This is a genomic window from Xanthomonas sp. WHRI 10204 (assembly GCF_040202875.1).
GTDB lineage: Bacteria > Pseudomonadota > Gammaproteobacteria > Xanthomonadales > Xanthomonadaceae > Xanthomonas.
Genome location: NZ_JBEGDW010000001.1, coordinates 1,719,388 through 1,745,081, shown reverse-complemented (window position 1 = coordinate 1,745,081; position 25,694 = coordinate 1,719,388). Strand labels below are relative to the sequence as shown.

Below are 25,694 nucleotides of genomic sequence, written 5' to 3'. Positions count from 1 at the left end.
TTGTCGCCATGTCTGCCGCCCTCGCCCGCCCCGACCCCACCCATGCTGCCGCGCGCATCCGTGCGCTTGCGCGCGAAGCGGGCTTTCAACGCTGCGGTATCACCGGCATCGAGCTGGGCGAAGACGAGGCGCATCTGCGCAGCTGGTTGGAAGAAGGCTTGTACGGAACGATGCACTGGATGGCCCAACACGGCGACAAGCGCTCGCGTCCGCAGGAGCTGGTGCCGGGCACCTTGCGGGTGTTGTCGGTGGGCATGGATTACGGCCGCAAGGACGACACCGAGGCCTGGACGACCTTGCACGATGGCACCCGCGCATACGTGGCGCGTTATGCATTGGGCCGCGATTACCACAAGCTGATGCGCAACCGGCTGCAGAAGCTGGCCGAGCGCATCCAGGGCGAGATCGGCGCTTTCGGCTACCGCGTATTCGTCGATTCCGCACCGGTGCTGGAGCGCGCGCTGGCCCGCAACGCCGGGCTAGGCTGGATCGGCAAACACACCTGCCTGATCGATCGCAACGGCGGCTCGTGGTTCTTTCTGGGCGAGATCTACCTGGATCTGCCGCTGCCGGTCGACACGCCCGCCACTGCGCATTGCGGCACCTGCACGCGCTGCATCGACATCTGCCCGACCCAGGCCATCATTGCGCCGTATCGGCTGGATGCACGCCGCTGCATCGCCTATCTCACCATCGAGCACGATGGCCCGATTCCCGAAGAAATGCGCAAGCCGATCGGCAACCGCATCTTCGGCTGCGACGACTGCCAGCTGGTCTGCCCCTGGAACAAGTTCGCCCAACGCACCGATGAGGCCGACTTCCGCGCGCGCAACGCATTGGATGTGGCGACGCTGCCGCAGCTGTTCGCCTGGGACGAGGCCGAGTTCCTGCAACGTACCGAAGGCAGCCCGATCCGCCGCAGCGGCCATCAGCGTTGGTTGCGCAATATCGCCGTCGGCCTGGGCAACGCGCCCGGCACGCCAGAGGTGTTGGCGGCGTTGGAAGCCCGCCGCCACGACGCATCGGAGCTGGTCCGCGAACACGTGGGCTGGGCACTGGCGCAACACGGCATCTGAGTTTCCAGCCGCTGCGCTCACGCATGCGCATCGCCACTGCGGGATAATGCGGCGATGGCAGACCGCAACCAACAGATCCTCACTCCCAGCCAGCTCAACACATTGGCGCGCGACCTACTGGAAGGCAGCTTCCCGTTGGTCTGGGTGGAAGCCGAACTGAGCAGCGTCACCCGACCGTCTTCCGGCCATCTGTATTTCACGCTCAAGGATGCGCGCGCGCAGATCCGCTGCGCGATGTTCAAGCCCAAGAGCACCTGGCTGAAGTTTCAGCCACGCGAAGGCCTACGCGTGCTCGCACGCGGGCGTTTGACCCTGTACGAAGCGCGCGGCGACTACCAGCTGGTGCTCGACCACATGGAAGAAGCCGGCGAAGGCGCGCTGCGGCGGGCTTTCGACGAGCTGCGTGCGCGGCTTGCGGCAGAAGGCCTGTTCGATGCCGAACGCAAGCAGCCATTGCCTGCGCACGTGCGGCGACTGGCGGTGATCACCTCGCCCAGCGGTGCGGCGGTGCGCGACGTGCTCAGCGTGCTGGCACGGCGCTTCCCGCTGCTGGAAGTGGACCTGTTGCCGTCGCTGGTGCAAGGCGACAGCGCTGCGGCGCAAGTCACCTCGCTGCTGCAGCGCGCCGATGCGTCCGGGCGCTATGACGTCATCCTGATTACCCGGGGCGGCGGTTCGCTGGAAGATCTGTGGGCGTTCAATGACGAGCGCCTGGCACGCGCGATTGCCGCCGCGCAGACACCGGTGGTGTCGGCGGTGGGCCACGAGACCGACTTCAGCCTCAGCGATTTTGTCGCCGACGTGCGTGCCCCCACGCCGTCGGTCGCAGCCGAATTGCTGGTGCCCGATCAACGCGAACTGGTCGCACGGGTGCGGCGCGCGCACGCGCGCATCGCCCAGCTGCAACAGCACGCATTGGGCAATGCGATGCAACGCGCCGACCGGCTTGCATTGCGCTTGCGTGCGCATAGCCCGCAGGCGCGATTGCAGCTGCTGCAGCGCCGCCAGGAAGAAGCCGGCCGGCAGTTGCGCGCGCGCATGACCCAACTGCTGGAACGTCTGCAGGCACGCGTGCAACGCGGGCAGACGCGCCTGCAGGCACAGAACCCGCAACGCAATCTAGCCACCTTGCAGCAACGGTTGCGCGCATTACACCCGCAGGCGGCGATGCAACGGCGGCTACAGCACGATCAATTACGTTTGCGCGGCCTGGTGCGCTCGCTGGAAGCGGTCAGCCCGCTCGCCACCGTGGCACGCGGTTATGCCATCGTCACCCGTACTGCCGATGGCAGCGTGGTGCGCAGTGCCGCCGACGTGGCGCCAGGCGAGCGCCTGCGTGCGCAACTGGCCGATGGCAGCATCGCGGTGCGGGTCGAGCCGAGCGACGACTGACGGCGACAACGCAGGTGCGGGTGCTTGTGCCGGATAACCCACGGCGCACTGTCAGACTGCAGGCGGCATCGTCGCGACGATGGTGTGCAGCGACTGCGCGTAGTGGCGCGGATGCGGGTACTTGTGCCGCATGACCGACAGCGCGTTGGCGACCGCATCCTTCGTGGTCGCGACAACGATGAGCAGCGGAGGCTTGCAGCAATGCTCTCGTGCGCGCCGCCACTGCGTTGCGTACTTTGCCCGCGCAGCCGCAATCGCCTGCCGATATCTCAAACCGCCATGAGGCTTTGCACACATAGCAAGGGCATGAACATGCGCTAGCTGTGGGCTGGCATCTGCGTTGCCGCATGCTGCCAGCCCTGCATCAGCACGCCAGCCAGCGCCACCGGGTCGTGATCGAAGTGATGCCCACCGGGCCGCATCACGACCTCCACGCCGCGCGTGCGCAGCTCCGGGCATAGCGTGTCTTTTTCTTCGCTGCCGTAAATGCATTGCAGACGATGCGCATCCAGCGACTGGATCGCAGGTTCGACATCGCGCTCGGCATCGTTATGCCAGCCCAGCCAGCCGCCGACGCGCACCTTGAAGTCGGCCTGATGACCAAGCCCGAGCAGGCTGACGAACTGCACCGAGGCGCGCTGCTGCGGCGACAGGTCCGGGTAGGCGAACGGCAGCACGTCGGCGCCGAACGAGTAACCGACCAGCGCCACGTGATGGATATGCCACCGTTGCCGATACGCGGCGATCACCCGGTCAAGATCGGCACCCACCTGCTGCGGGGTACGGCTGGCCCAGAAGTAGCGCAGGCTGTTCCAGCCCACCACCGACACGCCCTGCTGCTGCAACTGCGCGGCAATGCCCTTGTCCAGCTCGCGCCAGCCGCCATCGCCAGACAGCATCACCACCAGCTTGTCGCTACCGGGTGCGTGCATTTCGACCAACGGCAGATCGCCCAGACCCTGCGCCTGCGCTGCCTGGAAGTGGCCGCGCGTGGCTGCGGCAATCTGCATGGGGCTGGCATCGTCGACCAGATCATCGAGGAAGCCCTGATTGGCATCGGGCACGTCGCGCGAGCAGGCCAGGCCCGCCTCCTTGGTGCCGGCGTCGGCGACCACCGCGCCGCCGAGCACGTCGGGTGCGGCAGACGCCAAAGCCTGACGCGCCAGCACCGCGCCATCGCCCTGCCCCACCAGCACCGGCGGCAGGAACGCGTCCACGTGTTCGGCGCGCAGCAACTTCTTGCCGAGCCGCTCGGCGTCGTCGGCCAGCGAGCTGCACGCGGCGTGGTGCGAGCGCACACGTTCGCGGTAGCTGGCGGTATCGATCACCGCAACCAACGCACCGTCGTTGCTCAGCATGTCGGCCAGCCGTTGTCCGTCCTGTGCGTGCGCGCTGTCGGGCAATAGCACCACCATCGCCTTGGGCGTGCCTTCCGGGCGGACCACTTCCACCGAGCGGTAATGTCCTGCGGTGTTGCCGTCCTGCATATGCCGCGCCACGGCATAGCCACTGCCGCCGATCAGCAGGATTGCCACGACCCAGCGAAACAGTTTGATCCCCATGCCCATCGCAGCAGTCCTTCAGAAGCGCTGGCGCTTCGACCTCGGTCTGCGCCAACGGTTCCGGACTGGTGCGGGCGGGTGTTCGCTGCGGTTAAGCCATGGGACTCGGGAACGCTGCAAATGGCGGCTGGTTAGCTCCTGGTCCTGAAGACGGTAAAGGACGCAGGCATTACCGGCCATGTTCCCTTGCAGCGGCAGCATTGTCGGATCGATCTAGCTTCATCCCGACGTCCTCCGTGCCAGCGTGCGTGTGCGATTGCCGCTGTGTCTGTTTTGGACGGTGTTGCTCGGCCGGCGAAGCGTATCGTCCCCGCTTCAAGGTGCCACCGCGGCACCGCTGGATGGCAGCCAAGGCAGCTCCACTGGGCGAGAAGCGACTCTGCCGCGCCAAACGCGGGCAACCCGATCGCACGCTCGGCGCCTACTTGGCCGCAGCCGCGCGACTAGATCCCGCGTGCCAGCCGGAACCCGATGCGCGCACTGGTGCTGTCAGAGTCCTGCGACTGCCGCCAGGCCGCACGCGTCTGCTGCGGCGAATTGGCCCAGCTGCCGCCGCGGATCATGCGCTGCCGGCAGCCCGGGTTGAACCACGCCGCGCCATCGGCCGGTGCACGCCGATAACTGGCGTGCCAGCAATCGGCCACCCATTCGCTCAGGTTGCCGCCCATGTCGTGCAGGCCCCAGGCATTGGCGCGGAAGCTGCCCGCCGGTGCCGGCCCCCAGAATCCATCGCCGTAACCGACGAAGCCGTTATTCCAGTGCCGGCCGCTGCGCGAGACGTCGTTGCCGCCGGTGAAATTGCCTGCATCGCGCGGTGGCGAGCCGGCCTTGCCCCACGGATAGCGTCCGGTGGTGCCGGCGCGCACCGCGTACTCGAACTCGGCCTCGCTGGGCACGTGGTAATGCCGGCCAGTCTGTTCCGACAGCCATGACGCATAGGCTTCGGCATCACGGACGCTGACGTGCATTACCGGACTGTTGGGCGCGGCCTGCGCGCCGTTGTAGTCGGACTGCCAGTCCACCCCGCTGCGGCGGATGAAGTTGCCGCTGCGCTCGTCGTACACCACCGAGTGTCCGCGCCGGGTGGCACGTGGACGCGCGCCGGTGGCTTCGACAAACTGGCGGAATTCGCCGACCGTCACTTCGGTGATCGAGAGTGCGAAGCCGCGCGCGAAGCGCACGTAATGCGCCGGGCGCTCGTTGTCGGATGCGCCCGGTTCGGCGTCGCCTGCGCCCATCTGGAAAGCGCCATGCGGCACCACGATCATCTGCGGCCCACGGCCACCGACCTTGAGCCCATCGGTGAACACCTGCCCGGGGCGGAAGCTGCCGTAGTGGGTGGCCAATTCCAGGCGTCGCCGCAGGTCGCCGGCCATCGGGTCGCCCGGGTCGGCAATGCGCAGTACTTCCGCCAGTTTCTCGCCGGCCGCCTTGAGCCCGCGCGGCGAGGTCAGATCGTGCAGACCGGCGTCGTGTAAAGCCGCGATCTGCGCGCGCCGGGTGCGCTCGATGCGCGCGCGCGCATCGGCAATGGTCGGCGCGCGGTCACGCACCTGCCCGGCCATTTGCAACCAGTAACGCGCGCCGATGAAATCGGCAGCGTCGGCGGCCTGTTCGGCGCGCTCCAGCAAGCCGCTTTCCACTGCCGCCAGGCCCTGGCGCGTGCGTGGGTTGTCGGGGTCCAGCTGCGCGGCATCGCGAAAATTCGCCAGCGCGCCATTGCCGTCTTCGCCCAGACGGCCACCGCGCAGATCTTCTTCGCCGGCGCGGTTGAAACCGAGCACGCGTTGCGCGGTTTCAACCTCGCTTTGCAAGGCGCGCACCTTCGGGTCCTTGGGTGCGAGCGCCAAGGCCACGATGGCAAGCTCGCGCGCCTGGTCTAGCGCATCGTCCTGCCGATCGGTCTGCGCGACCAGCGCCTGCCCGCGTTCGATCAAGCGTGCGCGTGCCTGTTCCAGGCCACGCCGGCTGGCCGCATCCTTGCCACCGGCACGTTGTTCGATCGCCAGATACAGCGGGATCGCATCGTCCGCATCGCGATACAGGCGGTCGTCCTGCAGGGCTTGGTCGGCACGCTTACGTACCTGCGCCAAGGGCTCGTCGCCCAGCTCCACCGCCGGTGGCTGCCACTGCGCGACCGTCTCGGCGGATTCTTCGCCACCGATGGACACATTCGGTTTGTTCGGCTGCGCTGACGCTGCCGGCTGTCGCGCAGCCGCGGGCGCCGGTGTCGGCGCGGGGGCACGCGAACAGGCGCACATGCTGAGCGCGACCAGTGCCCACGCTGCCATCCGGTTACCGCACTTACCCACCACCTGCTCCTTCCAGTGCTCTGCCGCACGACAGGCGATCGCGACGTTAGGCTATTCTGCGCGTTCTGCGCAAACCCTTGCTGTCGACGGAAATCACGTGCCCCATTGGATCACCCACCCCTCCGAGCTGACCGAACGCCTGCAGGCGGCGCGCCCTTCGCGCATCGGCCTGGATACCGAATTCATTCGCGAACGCACCTACTGGCCGCAACTGGCATTGGTGCAGATGGCCATCGGCGAGGAGATCCTGTTGATCGACCCGCTGATTCCGGGCATGAACGAGGCGCTCAAGGAGTGGTTGACCGCCACCGACATCGTCAAGGTGATGCATAGCGCCAGCGAAGACCTGGTCACCTTCAAGTGCGCATGCGGCGTGTTGCCGCGCCCGCTGTTCGACACCCAGATCGCTGCCGCGCTGGCCGGTGTGGGTGGCGGCATGGGCTACCAGAAGCTGGTGCAGGAAGTCACCGGCACCTTGCTGACCAAGGGCGAGACGCGCTCGGACTGGATGCGTCGCCCGCTGTCGGCATCGCAACTGGAATACGCCGCCGACGACGTGCGTTACCTGTTCGCGATTCACGACGAGCTGACCCGTCGCCTCACCGAGCAGGATCGCCTGGGCTGGCTGGCCGAAGACGCTGAGCGCCTACTTGCCACGGTCGAGCACGATGACGGCGAGCGCTGGCCGCATGTGAGCCTGCGCACCGCACAATTTCTGGAGCCGGCCGCGCAACGTCGGTTGCTGCGGCTGCTGCGCTGGCGCGATCTGCAGGCGCGTCAGAGCGATCGTCCGCGCAGCTGGATTCTGGACAACGAACTGGCCAGCCAGCTGGCGCGCTTTCCGCCCGCGGATCTGGACGCCTTGCTGCGCCAGTTCGACAAATTCCCCAAAGCCCCGCGCAAGCTCGCCAACGCAGTGTGGGACGCGCTCAACACGCCGCTACCCGACGAAGACACCGCACCGCTGGCGCAGGCCGCCACCGATGGCAACAAGGCCGTGCTCAAGCGTTTACAGGATGCCGTAGCGCAGCGCAGCCGCGAACTTGGCTTAGCGGACGGCCTGCTCGCCTCGCGTCGGCATCTGGAAACCCTGATCGAGCAGCACAGCTGGCCTGCCGCGCTGGGCCAATGGCGACGCGAAATACTGGAAGCGCAGCTGATGCCATTACTGGCCGACAACACGGCGCAGTGAACCCGGCGTTACGCAGACGACAGCCCGCAGCGATGCGGGCTTTCTTTTTGCCAGATGCGGTCTGCTCGAAGCGATGCGTCCGGGTCACTCCGGCGCTGCGCAACGCGCCAGAGTGTGTTGGAAACAGTCCATCCCCTGCCCACGTGTCCTTGCGCTGGTAGCAGCCCCAGACAGCACTCTTGCGCGCAGTGCGACGCCGCTCACTCCAAGCGTCGTGGTCCGGTACTGAGGCTCATCGTCTTCAGCGGCAGAATGATGCGGTCATGGTTGCGTAAGCCGGTGCTGCGCTGGTCATCGCTCATCGCCTGCTCCTGCTCCTGCTCCTGCTCCTGCTCCTGCTCCTGCTCCTGCTCCTGCTCTCGTCATGGTCGAATTTGCTGGCCTGCGTGTAAGCTGGGCAGCGCCCGCAACGACAATGCGAAAGCGGCCAGGCAGACCTTGTGAAAAGGCTGTTCACGTCGTGTGCAAGCCCCCGCACACGCAGCGGTCGCCCCCGGGCCGCATGCCATAATGGCGCTCGCCCCTAGGGCGGCGTCTCCACTCTTTATTCCGAGGCCATACCTCTGTGAGCAATACCTCTTCGAAACTGGATTCCATCGCGCAAGCCAAAGCCAAGCTGCTGGACGAGCTGCAGAAGCTGGAAGAACAGGAGAAAACCGAGCGCGCGAGCGAGGCATCCTCTGCGCATGCCACCATCGTCTCGCTGCTCGAGCAGTTTGCCGGTCACTTCAATACCAAGCAGCGCAACGATATCGCGGCCTATCTGGGCACCACTTCGGCGCGCAAGGAAGTGGTCAAGAGCGGCCGTAGCGAAGTGAAGCCGAAGTACGAGCTGCCGCACACCGGCGAAACCTGGTCTGGCCGCGGCCGTACCCCGAAGGCCTTCGCTGCCTGGGAAGGCTCGGTGTCGTACAAGGAATGGAAGGCCAAGAACCCGGACCTCAAGTTCCCGTTGATTCGCGAGTAATCCGTGCGGGATTGACCGGTTTGCCGCGGTCCGCTGCCGGTTGCCTTGGCGAAGGGGGCGGCATGTGGTTAGAATCGAGTCACGTGGGGCGGTAGCTCAGCTGGGAGAGCGTCGCGTTCGCATCGCGAAGGTCGAGGGTTCGATCCCCTTCCGCTCCACCACCGCATCAAACGAAGAGCCCTGAACGTTCGCGTCCAGGGCTCTTTCGTTTCAGCTGTCCCACCGGCGCCAAGCACGCGGAGGGACAGGCCATGCCGCCGATATCACATCGCGCGCGCTAACGTCCGCCTCTCCATCACAGCGGACCCTTCGCCATGAGCAACCAACAGCGCCAACCCGACAGTGCCGACGACGACGCCAGCGGCGTCTCCGACAGCCAGGACTCGCGCAAGCAGGACGAAACCGCCAAGCAGCGCCCGGGCCAGGAAGATCTGAAAGTGCATGACGAGCACAGCCGCCGCCCCAAGGGGACTGCCGGCCAGGGCGAATAGCTGCAGCGTTCGACAGACCGAGTACTGCAGCATCGGCGTGGGTTCGACACCGCGTCTGCGGCCCGCCGATGTGGCAAGATCCTGGAATGTCAGCCGCTGGGGCGGCCGACATTTCGGCGCACCTAACGGCAGCGACCATCGCTGCAGACACTTGATCGCCTTGATGGCGCTTGTTGCAAAGGCCTTGCATGCAGCTTCCCGACGCGCCCGCGTTGCACCTGATCCACGCCACCTTGTTGCCGGGCGACATTGGCGCCTTGTTGGGTGCGCGCCCGCCGGCCAATGAAGACGACCGTCTAGCCGCACTGCAGGCCTACCAGCTTCTGGATACCGCCCCAGAGCCGCAGTACGACGAGCTCGCCGCCGATGCCGCCGCCCTGTGCCGCACGCCCATGGCGCTGGTCTCGCTGGTCGACACGCAGCGGCAGTGGTTCAAATCCAAGATCGGCATGCAGCCGAGCGAGACGCCACGCACGCTGTCGTTCTGCGCGCACGCCATCCTTGCGCCCGACCAGCTGATGGAAGTGGCCGATACGCATCTGGATGCGCGCTTCGTCAACAACGCGCTGGTCACCGGCGAGCCGCAGATCCGCTTTTACGCCGGCGCGCCCCTGCTGACCTCCGATGGCATCGCGTTAGGCACCTTGTGCGTGCTCGATCGCACGCCACGGCGGCTGTCGGGCGCCGAACGCGATGCGCTGCGGGTGCTGGCCCGGCAGGTCGTGGACACCATCGAGTTACGGCGTGCGGCCGAGCTGGTCGAGCTCGATGGATTACGCGACGCGCTCACCGGGCTCTGGAACCGCACCGGGCTGGAGCATGGCCTGCAGCGTCTGCAAGACACGTGCGCCGCAGTGCCGGAACAATCGCTGGGCTTTTTGCTGATCGATCTGGATGGCTTCAAGCGGCACAAACTGCAATCGGGCGTTGCCGCAGCGGAAGCGACACTAGTGCAGGCGGCAAGACTGGTCGAGGCGCAGCTGCCGCAGACCGCGATCGTGGCGCGGCTGGACTGCGATCGGCTGTGCGTAGCGCTGCCGGCTGCGGTAGCGCCTGCTGCAATGCAGGCTGCCGAAGATATCTGTCAAACGGTCGAAACCGCGCACTGGCCCATCGGTACGTTGACGACCAGCATCGGGCTGGTCGATGTGCCTGCCAGCGAGACGCTCGACAGCAACACCTTGCTGGCACGCGCGCGACATGCGTTGCAGGGCGCGATCTGCGATGGACGCAACCGCGTGCAGCGGTTCAGCGGCTGGCATCTGCAAGGCTGACACTCGCTCGAGCTGAATTGCTTGCGCTGTCTTTACTGTGTGCCCTGAGTGACAGACGCTGCAGTGCCATGCACGTAGCACTGCGGGTACACGGCGCTACGCAACACGTGTTCAACATTGGTTGATGCGCGCCTGCGACGTTCTGACGCCGAACGTCTTTGCGCTATGTGATTTGCCTTGGGCAACGAGCGGCAGACAACCTACTGCCGCGCCCACTACCCAACCAAAGCGCCCGGCTTACGAATCAACGCGGCTCACGACGCGCAGTCTCTCTAAGCGCTGGCAGTCGTCTGCACTCTCAATCGACCGGCATCGGCTCGCCCGAATTCCAAGCGGCCTCAGGCAGCCAGCGCGTCGGCATTGCCGGCAATCTCGTCCACCTGCAGCACCTGTTCCATCTCCAGCAGCACCACGAAGCGCTCGCCCACCTTGCCCATGCCACGCAGCAGATCGCGGCGGATATGCGTACCGAATGCCGGCGCCGCTTCGATATCGTCATCGGCCAGTTCGATCACCGCGTTGACGGCGTCGACCAGCACGCCGATCACCTGCGTGCCCTGCGCCTGCTCTGTGGACAGAATCACGATGCAGCTGCGCTTGTTGATGGCGCTGTCGGCACGCCCGAGCCGTGCCTGCAGATCCACCACCGGCACCACCGCGCCGCGCAGATTGATCACGCCGCGCACGCACGCTGGCATCGACGGCACTGGCGTCGGCGTGCGGTACTGGATGATTTCGCGAATCCCAAGAATGCTGGTAGCGAAGGTTTCGCCGTCCAGTTGAAAGGTGAGGTATTGGGCGGCTGCATCGGCATCGCCCGGCATGACATCGGAAGTCTGTGCGGTCATCGATCGATCTCTCAGAAGCGAGCGAACTGGCCTTCGTCCGGGCCCTCGGACATCGCATAAGCCGGCGCTGCAGTGCCACGCCAAGCGCGCGCACCTGCAACACGTGCCGGGCGTGCAGCGACCTGCTTGCCACGCTTGGGCGGCGTGCTTGCAGCGCCCTGCCCGCCCAGCCGGAAGAACGCCATGCTCTGTTGCAGCTGCTCGGCCTGTGCGCTCATTTCTTCGGCGGTGGCGGCAAGTTCTTCGGAGGCGCTGGCGTTCTGCTGGGTGGTCTGGCTCAGCTGCACCACCGCCGAGTTGATCTGGCTCACACCCGAGGATTGTTCTTCGGAAGCGGCGGAGATTTCCTGCACCAGATCCGAGGTGCGCTTGATGCTCGGCACGATGGTGTCGAGCAGGCGCCCGGCGCGGTCGGCCAGTTCGACGCTGGAACTGGCCACCTCGCCGATTTCCTGCGCGGCCACCTGGCTGCGTTCGGCCAGTTTGCGTACTTCGGCCGCCACCACCGCAAATCCCTTGCCATGCTCGCCGGCACGCGCCGCTTCGATGGCGGCATTGAGCGCGAGCAGATTGGTCTGATAGGCGATGTCGTCGATGATGCCGATCTTCTGCGCAATTTGCTTCATCGCCTGGGTGGTGGCCACCACCGCTTCGCCGCCTTCGATGGTTTCCTTCGCGGCCTGGGTGGCCATGCCATCGGTGATGCGGGCGTTCTCGGTGTTCTGACTGATCGATGCCGTCATCTGCTCCAGCGAGGCGCTGGTTTCTTCCACGCCGGCCGCCTGTTCGCTGGCGGCCTGCGACAACGACTGCGCAGTGGCGCTGACTTCTTCGGACGCGCTGGCCAGGGTCTCGGCACTGGTATTCACCTCGCCCACCACCTGCGACAACTTCTGCACCATGGTGCGCATGGCTTCGAGCAACTGCGCGGTTTCGTCGCGACCGTGCACATCGATGCGCATGGTCAGATCGCCTTCCGACAGGCCATTGGCGACTGCAACCGCGCGACGGATCGGGCCGGTGACGCTGCGGCTGATCACCACCCCAAGCGCGGCGCCGAGCAACACACCGCCGCAAATGATGGCGATCAGCAATTTGGAACTGCGCGCATGGATGGCGCCGGTTTCTGCGTTGGCCGAGGCGGCGCTGCGCTCGCGCAGTCCGCTCAGATCGGTCATCAAGGTATCCACTTCATCCGAGCTGGCGCGCACCGCACGCGACAATGCAGCAAGTTCGGGATTGGCCTCGCGCAATGCTTCGCGATTGGCGGCTTCGATAAAGCGGCCGCGCTCATCCAGATAGGTCTGCCACGCACGATCGAACTGCGCCAGTTTGGTCTTGCCCTCTTCGGTCTGAAAGCTGCCGCGTGCACGGGTCATGTGATCGACCACCTTGGCGGTGTACTTGTCGATGTTTTGCACATGCGACTGGCGTTCTTCCGCGCTGCTGGCCAGCAACAGGTTGGCGCGTGCGCGGCCTGCGTAGATCAGATTGATGTTGGCTTCCTTGACGTTGGACAGGCCGAGCAACTCGCGCTCGTACAGCGAGGTCGACAGGTCGCTGATGCGTCCGGAGTTGGAATAGCCGACCCACCCGATGCACGCGCCGATCGCCGAGACGATCAGAAACGCCACGATCAGCCTGGTTCCGATTTTGAAGTTGCCTAACATTGGGGAGTTCTCTTTGAGTGCTGCGTGGGCTGCATGCGTTGCATGGGCAATCGACGGTGCTGCGCGTGCCGATCGCACGATGCGGACTCGTCTAACCAATCGTTGATAGCTATCGGCGCTGGCAAAACACGCTTGATATGCTTCCATCGGTACAGCGCCTATTCATGAGATTGGATATGCAGTTTTGTGACAGGTCCAGCGCTCCTGACCTGGCGCGTTCGGAAAAACCCTACCCCTGCTCTGCGGGATGTCCGGGACAGTCCGCAGAGACATCACGACCGGGCGGCTAGGCTGATGCCATGTCGCCCACGCCACTGCCCCGCGCTTTCTACGCACACGATTCGCGCAAGGTTGCGCCGCGCCTGCTCAACAAGGTGCTGGTCAGTGCCGATGGCCGGCGCGGCCGCATCACCGAGGTCGAGGCCTATTGCGGCAGCGACGATCCTGCCGCGCATTCGTTCCGTGGCATCACCCCGCGCACGCAGGTGATGTTCGGCGCACCCGGGCATCTGTATGTGTATTTCATCTATGGCATGCACTGGGCGATCAATGCAGTCTGCGGCGGCGCCCCCGGGCACGCCGTGCTGATCCGCGCGCTGCAGCCGCTCGCCGGCGTGCAGGCCATGCAGGCGGCACGCGGCGCCGCACCGGCCAAGGCACTGATCACTGGCCCCGGCCGTCTGGCGCAGGCATTCGGCGTCACTGCAGCCGACAACGGACTGGACCTGACCGATGCTGGCGCACGTCTATGGATCGAAGACGATGGCACCCCGCCGCCGGCGGTTGCGCTGGCGACGCCGCGCATCGGCATCCGCAAGGCCGTCGACCAGCCATGGCGATGGGTGGTGCCCGACAGCGCCTATTTGTCGCGCCCGCTCCCGCGCGTGACCGGCACGCGTGCGGCGCTGCCAGGCGACTGAGCCAACCATTGCTGCATCGGCGTCTGCTCGGCCGCACCTGGCCCGCGTTGCAGGAGGCGCAAGGCCTGCTCGGTGTGTTCGGCGGTGAGGTCCTGCAGCGGTTGGAAGCGATCGGCCGCCCACACCGCCATCGGCAGGCCGTCCAGCGATGCGACGCGATTGCCCGGCACGCGTGCCACGCGCTCGCCAGGCAGGATGCTGCCCAATAGATTGCTGGGGTCGCTTGCGCTCACGCACACCCAGCGCTGCTGCGGAGCCTGGGCGCGGACGCGGCGCAGGGCCGCGATCGCATCCGGCAAGGCGAATTGCTCGCCAGACAGACCGGCGATGAAACGGCCGCCGCGGATTTCGCCGCGCGCTTCCAGGCGTTGATACATGCGCAGTAGTTCGCGCCAGGGCGGCAACCACGCCGCCTCGCGCTCAAGCAAGCGCCAGCACACCACGCCGTAGCGGCGCAGCAGCGTGCGCGCGACGTGCTCAAGCATCTCTTGATGCCGCTCGCCGGCTTCGGCCAGCGGTAGCTCGGCAAGCGCACGCACCGGCGCCCATCGCCCGGCATCGCGTATGCCCAGAGCAGTGGCACGACGCCGCTGCCGCGAGAGCGCCGACGGCCGCTTGGAGGCCGGCACCAGCAGCGCGCGCAGCCCGGCATAACTGTCGCAATGGGCACGGCCACGCATCACCAGTTCGCTCAGGGCGTCTTCCAGCTCGGTGCTCATCAGGTGCGCGGCATCGGAAATCTCGTCGAAGAACAACGCACCCTGCTGCTGCAGGACCTCCACCACACGCTGCGCGCGCGACCCCAGCGGTGCATCGTCGACCGCACGTGCCAGGCCACTCCAGCGCTGCGCGTCACGGCGCGGCAGCAGCACGATTGGAGTCGCCCGCAACGCGCCGCCGCTGCGTCCACCGCCCGGCCGCAAGCGCGCCCACACGGTGCGTCCGGCGGTGCATAAATCATCCAGCCAGGCGGGTTGATAGTCGTGCACACGCGCCGGCAGCACTTCGCTTTCCCACAGCACGGCCGGCGCTTCGAAGCCTTCCAGTTGCCCGACAACCCCCGCCAATGCGTCCGGTCCAGCAACCCGACTCTCGCTGTCCACATGCTGCCACTCGAACAGAAAGCGCGCGTAATCGCGCTGCGACACTGGCTCGATCTCGCGCCGCAACCGCCCCAGCGTGTAGCGATGGATGCGCGCCAGCAGATGGCGTTCGCACCATTCTTCCGACGGCGCGTGCGCACTGAATTGGCCGGCCATGACATAGCCCTCGCGCTGCAATGCCAGCAATGCCAGCGCGATCTCGTCTTCGGGCAAGCGCAATGCGGCGGCCAATGCCGACACTTGTGCCGGGCCCACTGCCGACAAGCGCCCGCGCAACAGCTCGCGCACCGCCCAGTCGCGCTCCCAGTCGGTCACACGGCAGTCGGCCGGCGCTTTCAATGGCGGCTGCGCCGAGGCGTGCGGATACAACGGCATGAACCAATCGATCCGCTCGGCGCTGATCCACAGTGCCGGAGCGCCGTCCATCACCAGGCAACTGGCGCGACCATCGGCGGCGAGTGCCGTCAACCACGGCTGCCACTGCGCACCGGCCATTTCATCGACAGGCAGCACGCCCAGCCCGACCAGGGCCTCGTGCATCTCTTCGGCATCGCGGGGCTGCGGCCAGGCTTCCTCACGCACCGACGCGATGGCCTGTGGATCCAACCGCCCCAGGTCGTCGCTGTTCTGCGGCGTGTAACGGCGGCTTTGCACCGCCTGGGTGCGGCGTTCTTCCAGTGGCGCATCGTCCAGAAATGCGTACGGACGCGCATTCAAGGCTTCGGCCGCCAGCGGCGACGGCGCCGCAAGATCGCGTGCCACCAGAGTGATGGCGCCCGATTCCAGCCCGCGCAGCACCTGCAACCAGCCTTCGCTGTCCATCGCCTGATGCAGGCAATCGTCCAGCGTTTGCGTAACCAGCGGATGATCCGGCACCTCGCGCTCGCCAACCAGATTCTCCGCACAGGCCACCTGATCCGGGAACACGGTCGCCAACAGGTCTTCGGACTTCATCCGCTGCAGCTGCGGCGCCACCTTGTTGCCACCGGTGAAACGCGGCAGCGCCATTGCGTTGGTCGCATTCCAGCGCCAACGCACGCCGAACAGCGGCGCATCCAGCAGCGCCTGGATCAGCACATGCTCGGCCGACGACGAATGCAGATAACGGCCAACCTCTTCCAGCGCAAAACTGTGACTGGTAGACAGCGACAACACGATCGCATCTTCTGTCGCTGCCGCCTGCAATTCAAAATTGAAGGTGCGGCAGAAGCGCTTGCGCAATGCCAGCCCCCAAGCGCGATTGATGCGGCTGCCGTAAGGCGAGTGGATCACCAATTGCGTGCCGCCGCTGGCATCGAAAAACCGTTCCATCACCAAACACTGCTGCGTGGGCATGGCGCCCAGCGCCGCGCAGGCATGCGCCAGATAGTCCAGCAGTTGCTGCGCCGCTTCTGCAGAATAGCCCAGCGCGCTGCATAGCCAATCGCGTGCTGCCTGATGCGGTGCGCTGTCGAGTCGGGCCGCAATCTCGCCGCGCAGGCGCGACACCGCTGCTGACAGCTCGTCGCTGCGGCCAGGCGCTTCGCCCAACCAGAACGGGATATTCGGCGGCGCGCCCTTTGCATCTTCCACACGCACTCGGCCAGCGTCCACGCGCAGGATGCGGTAGCTGGCATTGCCGAGCTGGAACACGTCGCCGGTGAGACTTTCGATCGCAAAATCTTCGTTCACTGTGCCAATCTTTTCGGCCTGCGGCTCCAGCACCACGCTGTAATCGCCGGTTTCGGGAATGGTGCCGCCGGAGGTCAGCGCGGTCATGCGCGCACCGCGGCGCGCATGCAGCCGCCGATGCACCGCATCGCGATGCAGATACCCGGCACGCGGGCCAAGCCGGGTGCTGAAGCCCTCGCACAGCATGCGCACCACGCTATCGAAGGTGGCGCGGCTCAGCTGGGCGAACGGCCACGCGCGCCGCATCAACGCAAACAGCGCATCTTCATCCCAGTCCTCGCAGGCCGCTTCGGCCACGATCTGCTGTGCAAGCACATCCACCGGCGCCAATGGGATGCGCAGCGCATCCAGTTCGCCACGTCGGATGCTGTCCAGCAACGCCGCGCACTCCACCAACTCGTCGCGGGTCTGCGGAAACAGCCGCGCCTTCGGCGTGCCGCCGACCTTGTGACCGGAGCGGCCGGCACGCTGCAGGAAGGTGGCGATCGAGCGCGGCGATCCGAGCTGGCACACCAGATCCACATCGCCGATATCCAGGCCCAGCTCCAGCGAGGCGGTCGCCACCAGCACGGTGAGCTCACCCGCCTTGAGCCGTTGTTCGGCCAGTAGACGCGTCTCGCGCGACAGACTGCCGTGATGCGCGGCAACGCGTTGCTTGCCCAACAAATCGCCCAGATGCCGCGCCGCACGCTCGGCCATGCGCCGCGTGTTGACGAACACCAGCGTGGTGCGATGTTGCTGCGCAAGCGTGGCCACGTCGGCATAGACCTGCAGCCATTGGTCGTTGGACATCACCACGCTCAACGGTGTCGGCGGCAGCGCCAACGCCAGATCGCGCTCACGCGTGTAGCCGATATCGACGATCTCGCAGGGCTGTGGCACGCCGTCTTCGCCAACGCCAACCAGAAACTGCGCCACGGTGTCGATGGGTTTCTGCGTTGCCGACAAACCGACCCGCGTGATCGGTTGATCGGCCAGTCGCTGCAGCCGCTCCAAGGTCAGGCTCAGATGGCTGCCACGTTTGTCCGCCGCCACCGCATGGATTTCATCGACGATCACCGTGCGCACATGCCGTAAGGCACTGCGCCCGGATGCCGAGCCCAGCAGCACGTACAGCGACTCCGGCGTGGTCACCAGAATATGCGGCGGCACGCGCCGTGCCTGAGCCCGCTCGCGTTGTGGCGTGTCGCCAGTGCGGACCGCCGTGCGCACTGCCACGTCCGGCAGGCCTTCGGCGGCCAGGGCCGCGCGGATACCCTGCAACGGCGCGTCCAGATTGAGATGGATGTCGTTGGAGAGCGCCTTCAGGGGCGACACATACACCACCCGCGTTTGGTCAGGCAGCGCACCGCCGTTGTCCAGGCCGTCGCGAATCAGCGCATCGATCGCCGCAAAGAACGCGGTGAGCGTCTTGCCCGACCCGGTCGGCGCCGCCACCAGCGTATGCCGCCCTGCCTGGATCGCCGGCCACGCAGCGATCTGCGCCGGCGTGGGCGCCGCAAAGGTCTTCGCGAACCACGCGGCGACCACAGGATGGAAGTGCTGCAGAACAGGATGCATGGGCGATGCCCGACACCACGACGCCAACGGGCGCCCGGCAATCGGATTCAACTCGACGAGAGTGCAATGGATGGGGGTCGGCAGCAGCCCACACAAGCCGGATGCGGCGGTGGCAGTGAACGATTTAGAGCGACTAGACAAGACTAGGCCGCGTCCATCAAACCGGTGCAGCCGCCAGGCGGGCACGCTCGGTGCCCGGAATCCTGTTTACCACGCTTGCACTCTGGTGCCCGTGTAACGTCCACGTCCGCTTCGCGGTTGCTCGCTATGTTGTGCTGGCCGCTCTTGGTGCAAGCAAGCAAGGCTAAAGCGCGAGCACCCGACGGGCGCGGCCGGTGCTCGGACTCTTGTGTATCGCGCTTGCACTCTGGTGCCAAAGTACCGTCCACGTCCGCTTCGCGGTTGCTCGCTACGTTGTGCTGGCCGCTCTTGGTGCGAGCAAGCAAGGCTAAAGCGCGAGCACCCGACGGGCGCGGCCGGTGCTCGGGCTTTTATGTACCGCGCTTGCACTCTGGTGCCCGTGTACCCGTCCGCGTCCGCTTCTCAGCAGGTCGCTACGTTCTGATAGCAGCTCCTGGTGCGGCATGGCTTGGGCCGGACTGCGGGATGCGGGATTGGGAGCACCGCCGGTTACTTGGCGATGGTGGCGTCGCTGACGCAACGCTGCGGGCCGAGCGGACGATTGTCGATCGGCCGCAAGCCGTGGCACATTGGCGGCATGCCCAGCCTCATCCTCTTCATGATTGCCGGCGCCGCACTGTTCGCGTTCTGGAACTCGTCGCGGGCCGCAGCCGAACGCGCCGATATCCTCGGCCGCAATGCCTGCCGCGCTGCGGATGTGCAGTGGCTGGACCAGAGCGTGCACTCCACCAATCTGCGCATCTGCAGGATGCCCAATGGATGGCTGGGCTTCGAGCGCACGTTCCGCTTCGAGTATTCCTACGATGGCGCAGATCGGCACAGCGGCAAACTGGTGCTGCGTGGTGATCAATTGATTGCCTTCACGGGGCCGCAGGTCGCAACGGTGCGTGCGCTGCACCCGGAGCAAGAACGGCTGGAATGAGCAGGCTGCGTTGGCACCTGCCCTGGCGCCTTCGTCTTGCAGCTACCTGATGCTTGATGCCTGATGCCAGCGTATAGCGGCTAACGCAACCTCGCGAGCAGTCGTCAGGTGGGTGCGGACGGCGCGCTCAGAACCGGAGTGGACGGTTGGTCCCTTCCCTACCGAACGCCGGCCGCGCCCGCTCGGCGACGAGCGCAGCACGTTGTTAGGCGCTATTCGTCGCGACTGTCGTCGTGCGTTGTCCTTGGCTCAGTCCATCAGGCGACGAATGGCAGACCTCCAGCCAGATCCGGCCATCGGAGCTGCCGCGCCATCCGGCACCGGGTCGTAACCGTCGCCCCTGCCGCTCAACCAACGTAGCTGCTGCTTACCCTCGCGGCGCAACTGTGCCTGCGCGAACAGGCAGAGCGGATGCTGCATGTCCGCCCGCTTCAACAGCCGCGACTTGCCACCCACTTCGATGCTGAGAAAGTGCGCCTCATCGGGCGTATCGACATAGCTGCGCGCCACAAGACAGCGCGCGCCTTGTGTGAAGCGATAGAGGTCGTACTCGTAGTGGTAATCGACCGCGCCGGACGCATCCGGCTCACTGCAATCGACATGACGCGCGCGTTCCACCAGCATGGGAACGCTGCGGTCAGTCATCTTGCGCGTGCTACTTGACCACGCGCAGATGCGGGCGCTTGCCACCGCTTGGCGGCTCATCCGGCGCAGGCGCGCTCGGCGGCGGAGCACCGGGATCCGGCGGCTCGCTGCTGGTGCCGGGAATGTCGTCCGGCAACGCCATGCCCTGCCCGGTTTCGCGCGCGTAGACCGCCAGTACGGCGGCCATCGGCACCATCACCGGGTAGCTGACGCCGCCGAAGCGCGCAGTAAAGCTCACGCTCTCGTTGTCGACCTGCAACCCGACCACGGCGCGCTCGGCGATGTTCAACACAACGCGGCCATCTTTGACAGCACTGGCCGGCACTTGCACGCCGGGCAGTCCTGCATCCACCAAAACGTGCGGCGTCATGCCGTTGTCGTTGATCCATTCGACCAAGGCCCGCAACAGGTACGGGCGATGGCTGGTCATGCGGGGGAAATCTTCGCTCATGACGTCATTTTACCCGGACATGGCCCGCAACGGCGGCGACGCGCTCGCAAGTCGGTCTGTTGGCATACAGCCGTCACATCAGCCCGGCAAATCACGCAGCTTCTTTTCCTGATCGGTGAGGCTGCGAATGAAACCGGGATTGCGGAAGATCCGGTTGCCGTAGTCCTCGATCGCCTTGCCATCCTTGGGCAGACCGATCTCCAATGCATCCAGTCGCCAGATGATCGGCGCCATCGCGCAATCGGCCAGACTCATTTCCGGATTAAGGAAGAACTTGCTGGCCTTGAACAGCGGCACCGATGCGGTGAGCAGTTCTTTCAGCCGCTTGCGGCCGGCTTCGGCCTGGGTCTTGTTGCCGAGCTGGATCGCCTGCACCTGCGGCACCCAGTCGTGTTCGATACGCAACATCGCAAGACGCAGGCGCGCGCGCGACAGCGGGTCGACCGGCATCAGCGGCGGATGCGGATAGCGCTCGTCCAGATATTCGCTGACCACCGATGCGGCATACAGCACCAGGTCGCGTTCGACCAGCGTCGGCACCGAATGATAGGGATTGAGATCGATCAGATCTTCGGGGGGATTTTGCGGGTCGACCGGCACCAGGTCGTAGGTCACCCCTTTCGCTGCCAGGACCAGACGGACCCGGTGGCACAACACGTCGTCGTTGGACGAAAACAAAGTCAAGGTATTCCGCATACGCACACTCGTCGCCATTCAAGGCTCTCCGACGACCGGAATCCGCCGGCCGCATCGGCGCGGTCGGCCCAACGCCGACCGTCACCACGGTCCTTCGAGTGTGCAATCACGTCACGCAAAAGCCAAGAGTGATAGGCCTTATTAATGCACGGGTAGCCGATGACGTTGTCGAGTTGTCAGGCATGGCAGACGATTTGCGCCGTTTTGGCGGAGATCTCACTTTGCGGCGATGCGGTTCAGGCGCCGACAACAGCAGATGCGTGGCATTGCAGTCGATGCCCCCACCTGGATGCCACTTCGTGAAGCCTGCGCCCCGCAGGGCATCGCGCCGCAGCGGCCAACGTTGCATTGGCAGAACCGCTGAGCTGTATGGCTTGGTGTGACCACTGGCTGACGCCGCTGCAGCGTCGCGCAGGTTGCGCAGATCGCGTGGTGTATGCGGCTGCTATTGCCGGGGTGTGCTTTCGCTGTCGTGAGCAGGCTGACGCATTGCGGAATGCCTGCAGTGCGCGTTGCATCCGCGCAGATCTGCGCGCGTGATCGAGGTCAGCATCATCGTGCCAGCAACGATTGATCGGTCGTGCATGCATCACTCGCCAGCCGACCCTCACCCCAACCCCTCTCCCGTGGGGAGAGGGGCTTGAGCATGTAGGTCAGTGTCTGCGCTTGACGTCCGCAGCTTGGTGCCTTTGCTTGGTACGTGCTTGAGGCATGCGCTTGGTGCAGGCAGGCATTAATCGGAGATTACGCCCCGATCAACGCACGTCCCTCAAGTCTCAATGCACATCCTTCCAGTATTCCGTCTTCAACAAGTACGCGATGAAGGTGAGGAGCGCCAGGAACAGGATCACCCACACACCCATGCTCTGCCGCTTCAGTGCGGCCGGTTCGCCGGCGTACTCGAGGAAGTTGGCGATATCGCGCACGGTCTGGTCGAACTCCACCGGCGTCTGACGTCCCGGCTGCCCAAGCTTCAGCGCCTCCACCGGTTTGTCGCCGGTGGCTTTGTCGGGCGGGCCGAATTGCGCCTGCTGCAGGCCTTGCAGCTCCCACAGCGGATTGGGCATGGACGCGTTGGGGAACAATTGGTTGTTCCATCCCAGCGGACGGGTCTGATCCAGATAAAACGACTTGAGGTAGGTGTACACCCAGTCGGTACCGCGTACGCGCGCGATCAAGGTCAGATCCGGCGGTGCCTTGCCGAACCACTTGGTCGCCGCATCGTGCGGCATGGTGCCTTCGATATGCTCACCGACCTTGGCCCCGGTGAAGTTGAGATTGGCCATGACCTCGGCTTCGCTCAATCCCAGGTCGCTGGCCATGCGCGAGTAGCGCAGGTACTTCAACGAGTGGCAGCCGGAGCAGTAGTTCATGAACAACTGCGCGCCGCGTTGCAGCGATGCGCGGTCGCCCAGATCGTTGCCCGCCTGCTGCACCTTCCCGCCTTCGGCCGCCATTGCGCCTGCGGCCAGGGTCAGGCCACACAGCAGTGCCGCCACGCGCGACTTCCATGACATCACGATGCGCTTAGTCATGGGTCGTCACCCGCTCCGGTACCGGCTTGGTCTTGTCCAGCCGCGTCCACACCGGCATGGTGATGAAGAAGGCGAAGTACAGGAAGGTAAGCACACGCCCCACATAGGTTTCGTGCGCATCGGTGCCCGGGCCGGAGCCGATCACGCCCAACCACACAAAGCACACCACCAGCACGCCCAGCGCCACCTTCGAGATCCAGCCGCGATAGCGCACAGAGCGCACCTTGGCGCGATCCAGCCACGGCACCAGGAACAAGATGGCGATCGCCGAGAACATCACCAGCACACCGCCGAGCTTGTTCGGTATCACGCGCAACATCGCGTAGTACGGCGTGTAGTACCAGACCGGCTTGATGTGCTCCGGCGTTACCAGCCGATTGGCCTCGGTAAAGTTGTCGTGCTCCAGAAACAGGCCGCCGAACGCTGGCGCGAAGAAGATGATGAAGGCAGCAATTAGCAGCAAAAAGCCGACGCCAACCAGATCTTTCACCGTGTAATACGGGTGGAACGGGATGCCATCGGCGGGCTTGTGCGCATCCCAGCGATTGCCCTTCGGCCCCTTCTTGATATCCACGCCGTCGGGATTGTTGGAGCCCACTTCGTGCAGCGCGCCGATGTGCAGCACGATCAGCAGCAACAGCACCAGCGGCAGTGCGATCACGTGCAGCGCGAAGAAGCGGTTGAGGGTGGCATCGCCGGGCAGGTAATCGCCCATGATCCACTCCGTCAGCCCGTTGCCGATCACCGGGATGGCGCCGAACAACGAGATGATGACCTTGGCGCCCCAGAACGACATCTGCCCCCACGGCAGCACATAGCCCATGAAGGCTTCGGCCATCAGCACCAGGTAGATCAGCATGCCCAGAATCCACACCAGCTCGCGCGGCTTCTGGTAACTGCCGTACATCAACCCGCGGAACATGTGCAGATACACCACGATGAAGAACAGCGAGGCGCCGGTGCTGTGCATGTAGCGGATCAGCCAGCCCCACTCCACGTCGCGCATGATGTATTCGACCGACGCGAATGCTTCGGCGGCGCTGGTCTTGTAGTGCATCGTCAGGAAGATGCCAGTGACGATCTGATTCACCAGCACCACGATGGCCAGCGAGCCGAAGTAGTACCAAAGGTTGAAGTTTTTCGGCGCGTAGTACTCGCTGATGTGCTTGCGGTACGTGGGCATCAGCCCGGGCGCGCGTTCGTTGACCCACTCGAACACACCGTTGGCGGTACGAACCAGGATATTGCTCATCAGGCAGCCCCCGTGCTTTTGGTCGCCGGACCTGCACCATCCGGATCGACGCCGATCACCAGGGTGTTGTCGTCCACATAGTGATGCGGGGGCACCAGCAGATTGATCGGTGCGGGCACGCCGTCGAAGACGCGGCCGGACATGTCGAAACGCGATTTGTGGCAGGGGCAGAAGTAGCCACCCTTCCACTGCGGGTCGTAGGGCTCGGGCCTGATTTCGGCCACCATTTCCGGTGAGCACCCCAGATGCGTGCACAACCCGACCAGCACCGAGATATCGGACTTGATCGAGCGGTACTCGGGGTTCTTCAGCACGTACTCGGGCTGTTGGTCCTTGTTCTCGGACTTGGGGTCCTTGAGCCGGTCGTCCAACGACGGCAATGCATCGAGCATCGCCTTGGAGCGCTTGACGATCCAGATCGGCTGACCGCGCCATTCCAGGACCAGCCGTTGCCCTTCCTGCAAGGCGCTGATGTCGGCGGTCACCGGTGCACCTGCCAATTTGGCGCGTGCACTGGGATTCCACGACTTCACGAATGGAACTGCAACAAATCCTGCTCCGACCGCACCGACCACGGCCGTCGTCGCGGTCAAAAACCGACGACGCCCGATATCAGCAGGTGCGTTAACCCCATCGTTGGCCATCCGGCTCTCCGATCTTAATTAGGTAGCGTGAGGCTGCCAACGGCTGGCGGGGGGTCCAGCCGCGATGAATCGACCGCAGTGTAGCGGAACGCTTAATGCACAGACAATGCAATGTACGCAGTCGGGCATGTGCGATGCAATGGCCGATGTGCGCGGTCGCCTGTCGTCGTGCCTGCGAACCGCGATAACCCATGCGATGGTTGTGACGCAGTGCGCGCAGACGACGCATCGGTGCGAGGGCGCGATGAGGCAGCGGAGGCATCGCTGCGCGTGTGCAGCACTGGCGACCATGCGAACGGCAAGGCCTCATGGAGTCACCACCTCAGCGCTGCCTGCATCTGCAAGTGCCGGGGCGCAGCGCGTTGCTCAGTTGGCAGTGGCGCTCTGACCGCGATAGCGGCCGGCCAGCAGGCCGACGCGTTGCACGTAGCGCTGGGTCTCGCTGTAGGGCGGCACGCCACCGTAGCGGTCCACGGCACCCTCGCCGGCGTTGTAACCCGCGGCTGCCAGGGTGAGGTCGCCATTGAAGCGCTTCAGCAACCACGAAAGGTATTGCACGCCACCGCGAATATTTTGCGATGCGTCATAGGCGTCGTTGACGCCGAAGCGGCGTGCGGTACCCGGCATCAACTGCATCAGTCCCTGTGCACCGGCGCGACTGAGCGCCAGCGGGTTATAGGCCGACTCGGCATGGATGATGGCGCGCACGATCGCCTCTTCGACCCCGAACTCGCGCGCCGCCGACGCGATCTCCTGCTGGTAGGCCGCAGTGTTGAGCCGGATTGCGCCGAAGTTGACGCCCGGCTTGGCGCCGCAGGCGTAACAGGTCTCGATGAAGCTGTAGTGGATGGTGCGCAGCCCTTCGATGCTGGCCACCTGGCGCGGACGTGCGCTGGTGTAATGGCGCACGCCGTCCTTCATATACGAATAGACCTGCCCGCTGACCACGCGGCGCGGGTTGACCGCGGCAGCCGGCGCGGCGGCGGGCATGATCGATGTCGCACGCTCTGCCACCGGCAGCGCACCCGGCGCGGCCACAGCGGCCTCGGCCGCGCGCCGTGGTGGCGGGCTGATGATCGTAGCGGGCGCGCCACTGTCGATACTGGCGATGGGACGAGCCAAACCGCTGGACCCTGCCGACGCCGGGTACACAGGCGAAGGCGAAGATGGCGGACGACGGGCCGAGCGGTCGGGGGTATAGCTGCTGATGACGCTACAGGTTGCGCCGCTCTGGCGCTTGCTCAGGTAGCTGGTGATGCCGTCGCCGCTGACGCACTTGTATAGCGTGCCGGCGCTGACCGGCGCAGCCGACAACGTGACAAGCAATATCCCCAGCAATCTTGACATCCCCTTCATGCGGCGGAGTGTCC

The 25,694-nt window shown here is 65.3% G+C and carries 20 protein-coding genes, 1 tRNA gene and 2 other RNA genes; 10 read left to right on the top strand and 13 right to left on the bottom strand.

Going from position 1 to position 25,694, the window contains the following annotated elements; genetic code table 11:
* Positions 1–8 precede the first annotated feature (8 nt).
* Both queG and xseA read left to right on the top strand, forming a co-directional pair.
* Positions 9–1,076, top strand: coding sequence for a tRNA epoxyqueuosine(34) reductase QueG (gene queG / locus ABQZ00_RS07585; RefSeq protein WP_323522652.1), 1,068 nt, complete (start codon positions 9–11; stop codon positions 1,074–1,076).
* 54 nt (positions 1,077–1,130) lie between these two features.
* Complete coding sequence (gene xseA, locus ABQZ00_RS07580; protein WP_323537190.1) at positions 1,131–2,468, top strand: exodeoxyribonuclease VII large subunit; 1,338 nt, start codon at positions 1,131–1,133, stop codon at positions 2,466–2,468.
* Positions 2,469–2,785: 317 nt separating this feature from the next.
* Here the strand turns inward: xseA and ABQZ00_RS07575 are convergent, their stop codons facing one another.
* A complete protein-coding gene (locus ABQZ00_RS07575; RefSeq protein ID WP_323537191.1) occupies positions 2,786–4,036 on the bottom strand; it encodes a virulence factor in 1,251 nt (416 codons plus the stop codon).
* A gap of 437 nt (positions 4,037–4,473) precedes the next feature.
* On the bottom strand, positions 4,474–6,321 hold the full coding sequence (locus ABQZ00_RS07570) for a formylglycine-generating enzyme family protein (protein ID WP_503064269.1): 1,848 nt from the start codon (positions 6,319–6,321) through the stop codon (positions 4,474–4,476).
* Positions 6,322–6,439: 118 nt separating this feature from the next.
* Between ABQZ00_RS07570 and rnd the strand changes: the two genes are divergently transcribed.
* The 5 genes from rnd (at position 6,440) to ABQZ00_RS07545 (ending at position 10,266) form a co-directional block, all read left to right on the top strand.
* Positions 6,440–7,534: a ribonuclease D gene (gene rnd / locus ABQZ00_RS07565; RefSeq protein WP_115527947.1), complete on the top strand. Its 1,095-nt coding sequence runs from the start codon at positions 6,440–6,442 to the stop codon at positions 7,532–7,534.
* 565 nt (positions 7,535–8,099) lie between these two features.
* Entirely contained in the window at positions 8,100–8,501 is a 402-nt protein-coding gene (locus ABQZ00_RS07560; RefSeq protein ID WP_055851906.1) for an H-NS histone family protein, read from the top strand.
* Positions 8,502–8,586: 85 nt separating this feature from the next.
* A tRNA-Ala gene (locus ABQZ00_RS07555) sits at positions 8,587–8,662 on the top strand.
* A 153-nt stretch (positions 8,663–8,815) separates the two neighbouring features.
* On the top strand, positions 8,816–8,992 hold the full coding sequence (locus ABQZ00_RS07550) for a hypothetical protein (RefSeq protein WP_162847468.1): 177 nt from the start codon (positions 8,816–8,818) through the stop codon (positions 8,990–8,992).
* Positions 8,993–9,180: 188 nt separating this feature from the next.
* On the top strand, positions 9,181–10,266 hold the full coding sequence (locus ABQZ00_RS07545; RefSeq protein WP_323537192.1) for a GGDEF domain-containing protein: 1,086 nt from the start codon (positions 9,181–9,183) through the stop codon (positions 10,264–10,266).
* Between the two features lie 338 nt (positions 10,267–10,604).
* On the opposite strand, the gene ABQZ00_RS07540 is transcribed toward ABQZ00_RS07545, so the two are convergent.
* Both ABQZ00_RS07540 and ABQZ00_RS07535 read right to left on the bottom strand, forming a co-directional pair.
* Positions 10,605–11,114 (bottom strand): chemotaxis protein CheW, encoded by a 510-nt coding sequence (locus ABQZ00_RS07540; protein ID WP_055851899.1) that lies wholly within the window; start codon positions 11,112–11,114, stop codon positions 10,605–10,607.
* Between the two features lie 11 nt (positions 11,115–11,125).
* Positions 11,126–12,784 (bottom strand): methyl-accepting chemotaxis protein, encoded by a 1,659-nt coding sequence (locus ABQZ00_RS07535; RefSeq protein WP_115513197.1) that lies wholly within the window; start codon positions 12,782–12,784, stop codon positions 11,126–11,128.
* A gap of 299 nt (positions 12,785–13,083) precedes the next feature.
* On the opposite strand from ABQZ00_RS07535, the gene ABQZ00_RS07530 reads away from it, so the two are divergent.
* Entirely contained in the window at positions 13,084–13,704 is a 621-nt protein-coding gene (locus ABQZ00_RS07530) for a DNA-3-methyladenine glycosylase (protein WP_323537193.1), read from the top strand.
* Here the strand turns inward: ABQZ00_RS07530 and ABQZ00_RS07525 are convergent.
* Positions 13,644–18,038: a DEAD/DEAH box helicase gene (locus tag ABQZ00_RS07525; protein WP_323537194.1), complete on the bottom strand. Its 4,395-nt coding sequence runs from the start codon at positions 18,036–18,038 to the stop codon at positions 13,644–13,646. The genes ABQZ00_RS07530 and ABQZ00_RS07525 overlap by 61 nt on opposite strands.
* 349 nt (positions 18,039–18,387) lie before the next feature.
* Here ABQZ00_RS07525 and ABQZ00_RS07520 point away from each other — a divergent pair.
* Together ABQZ00_RS07520 and ABQZ00_RS07515 are read left to right on the top strand one after the other, a co-directional pair.
* A non-coding RNA gene (locus ABQZ00_RS07520) (sX9 sRNA) lies at positions 18,388–18,463 on the top strand.
* Positions 18,464–18,720: 257 nt separating this feature from the next.
* Complete coding sequence (locus ABQZ00_RS07515; RefSeq protein WP_055852311.1) at positions 18,721–19,101, top strand: DUF3301 domain-containing protein; 381 nt, start codon at positions 18,721–18,723, stop codon at positions 19,099–19,101.
* Between the two features lie 78 nt (positions 19,102–19,179).
* Here the strand turns inward: ABQZ00_RS07515 and ABQZ00_RS07510 are convergent.
* From ABQZ00_RS07510 to ABQZ00_RS07475, 8 genes are all read right to left on the bottom strand, one after another.
* A non-coding RNA gene (locus ABQZ00_RS07510) (sX9 sRNA) lies at positions 19,180–19,256 on the bottom strand.
* Positions 19,257–19,350: 94 nt separating this feature from the next.
* Entirely contained in the window at positions 19,351–19,725 is a 375-nt protein-coding gene (locus ABQZ00_RS07505; RefSeq protein ID WP_323537195.1) for a hypothetical protein, read from the bottom strand.
* A 31-nt stretch (positions 19,726–19,756) separates the two neighbouring features.
* Positions 19,757–20,197: a ClpXP protease specificity-enhancing factor gene (locus ABQZ00_RS07500; RefSeq protein ID WP_115513199.1), complete on the bottom strand. Its 441-nt coding sequence runs from the start codon at positions 20,195–20,197 to the stop codon at positions 19,757–19,759.
* 78 nt (positions 20,198–20,275) lie between these two features.
* The gene (locus ABQZ00_RS07495) at positions 20,276–20,911 is read right to left on the bottom strand and encodes a glutathione S-transferase N-terminal domain-containing protein (protein WP_024939278.1); all 636 of its coding nucleotides are present in this window, start codon (positions 20,909–20,911) and stop codon (positions 20,276–20,278) included.
* Positions 20,912–21,669: 758 nt separating this feature from the next.
* Positions 21,670–22,428, bottom strand: coding sequence for a cytochrome c1 (locus ABQZ00_RS07490; RefSeq protein ID WP_055851883.1), 759 nt, complete (start codon positions 22,426–22,428; stop codon positions 21,670–21,672).
* Entirely contained in the window at positions 22,421–23,680 is a 1,260-nt protein-coding gene (locus ABQZ00_RS07485) for a cytochrome b (protein WP_055851880.1), read from the bottom strand. The genes ABQZ00_RS07490 and ABQZ00_RS07485 overlap by 8 nt, the downstream gene beginning before the upstream one ends.
* Positions 23,680–24,324, bottom strand: a complete 645-nt coding sequence (gene petA / locus ABQZ00_RS07480) for a ubiquinol-cytochrome c reductase iron-sulfur subunit (protein WP_323537196.1) — start codon at positions 24,322–24,324, stop codon at positions 23,680–23,682. The genes ABQZ00_RS07485 and petA overlap by 1 nt, the downstream gene beginning before the upstream one ends.
* Positions 24,325–24,690: 366 nt before the next feature.
* Positions 24,691–25,680 (bottom strand): lytic transglycosylase domain-containing protein, encoded by a 990-nt coding sequence (locus ABQZ00_RS07475; RefSeq protein WP_323537197.1) that lies wholly within the window; start codon positions 25,678–25,680, stop codon positions 24,691–24,693.
* Between the last annotated feature and the right edge of the window lie 14 nt (positions 25,681–25,694).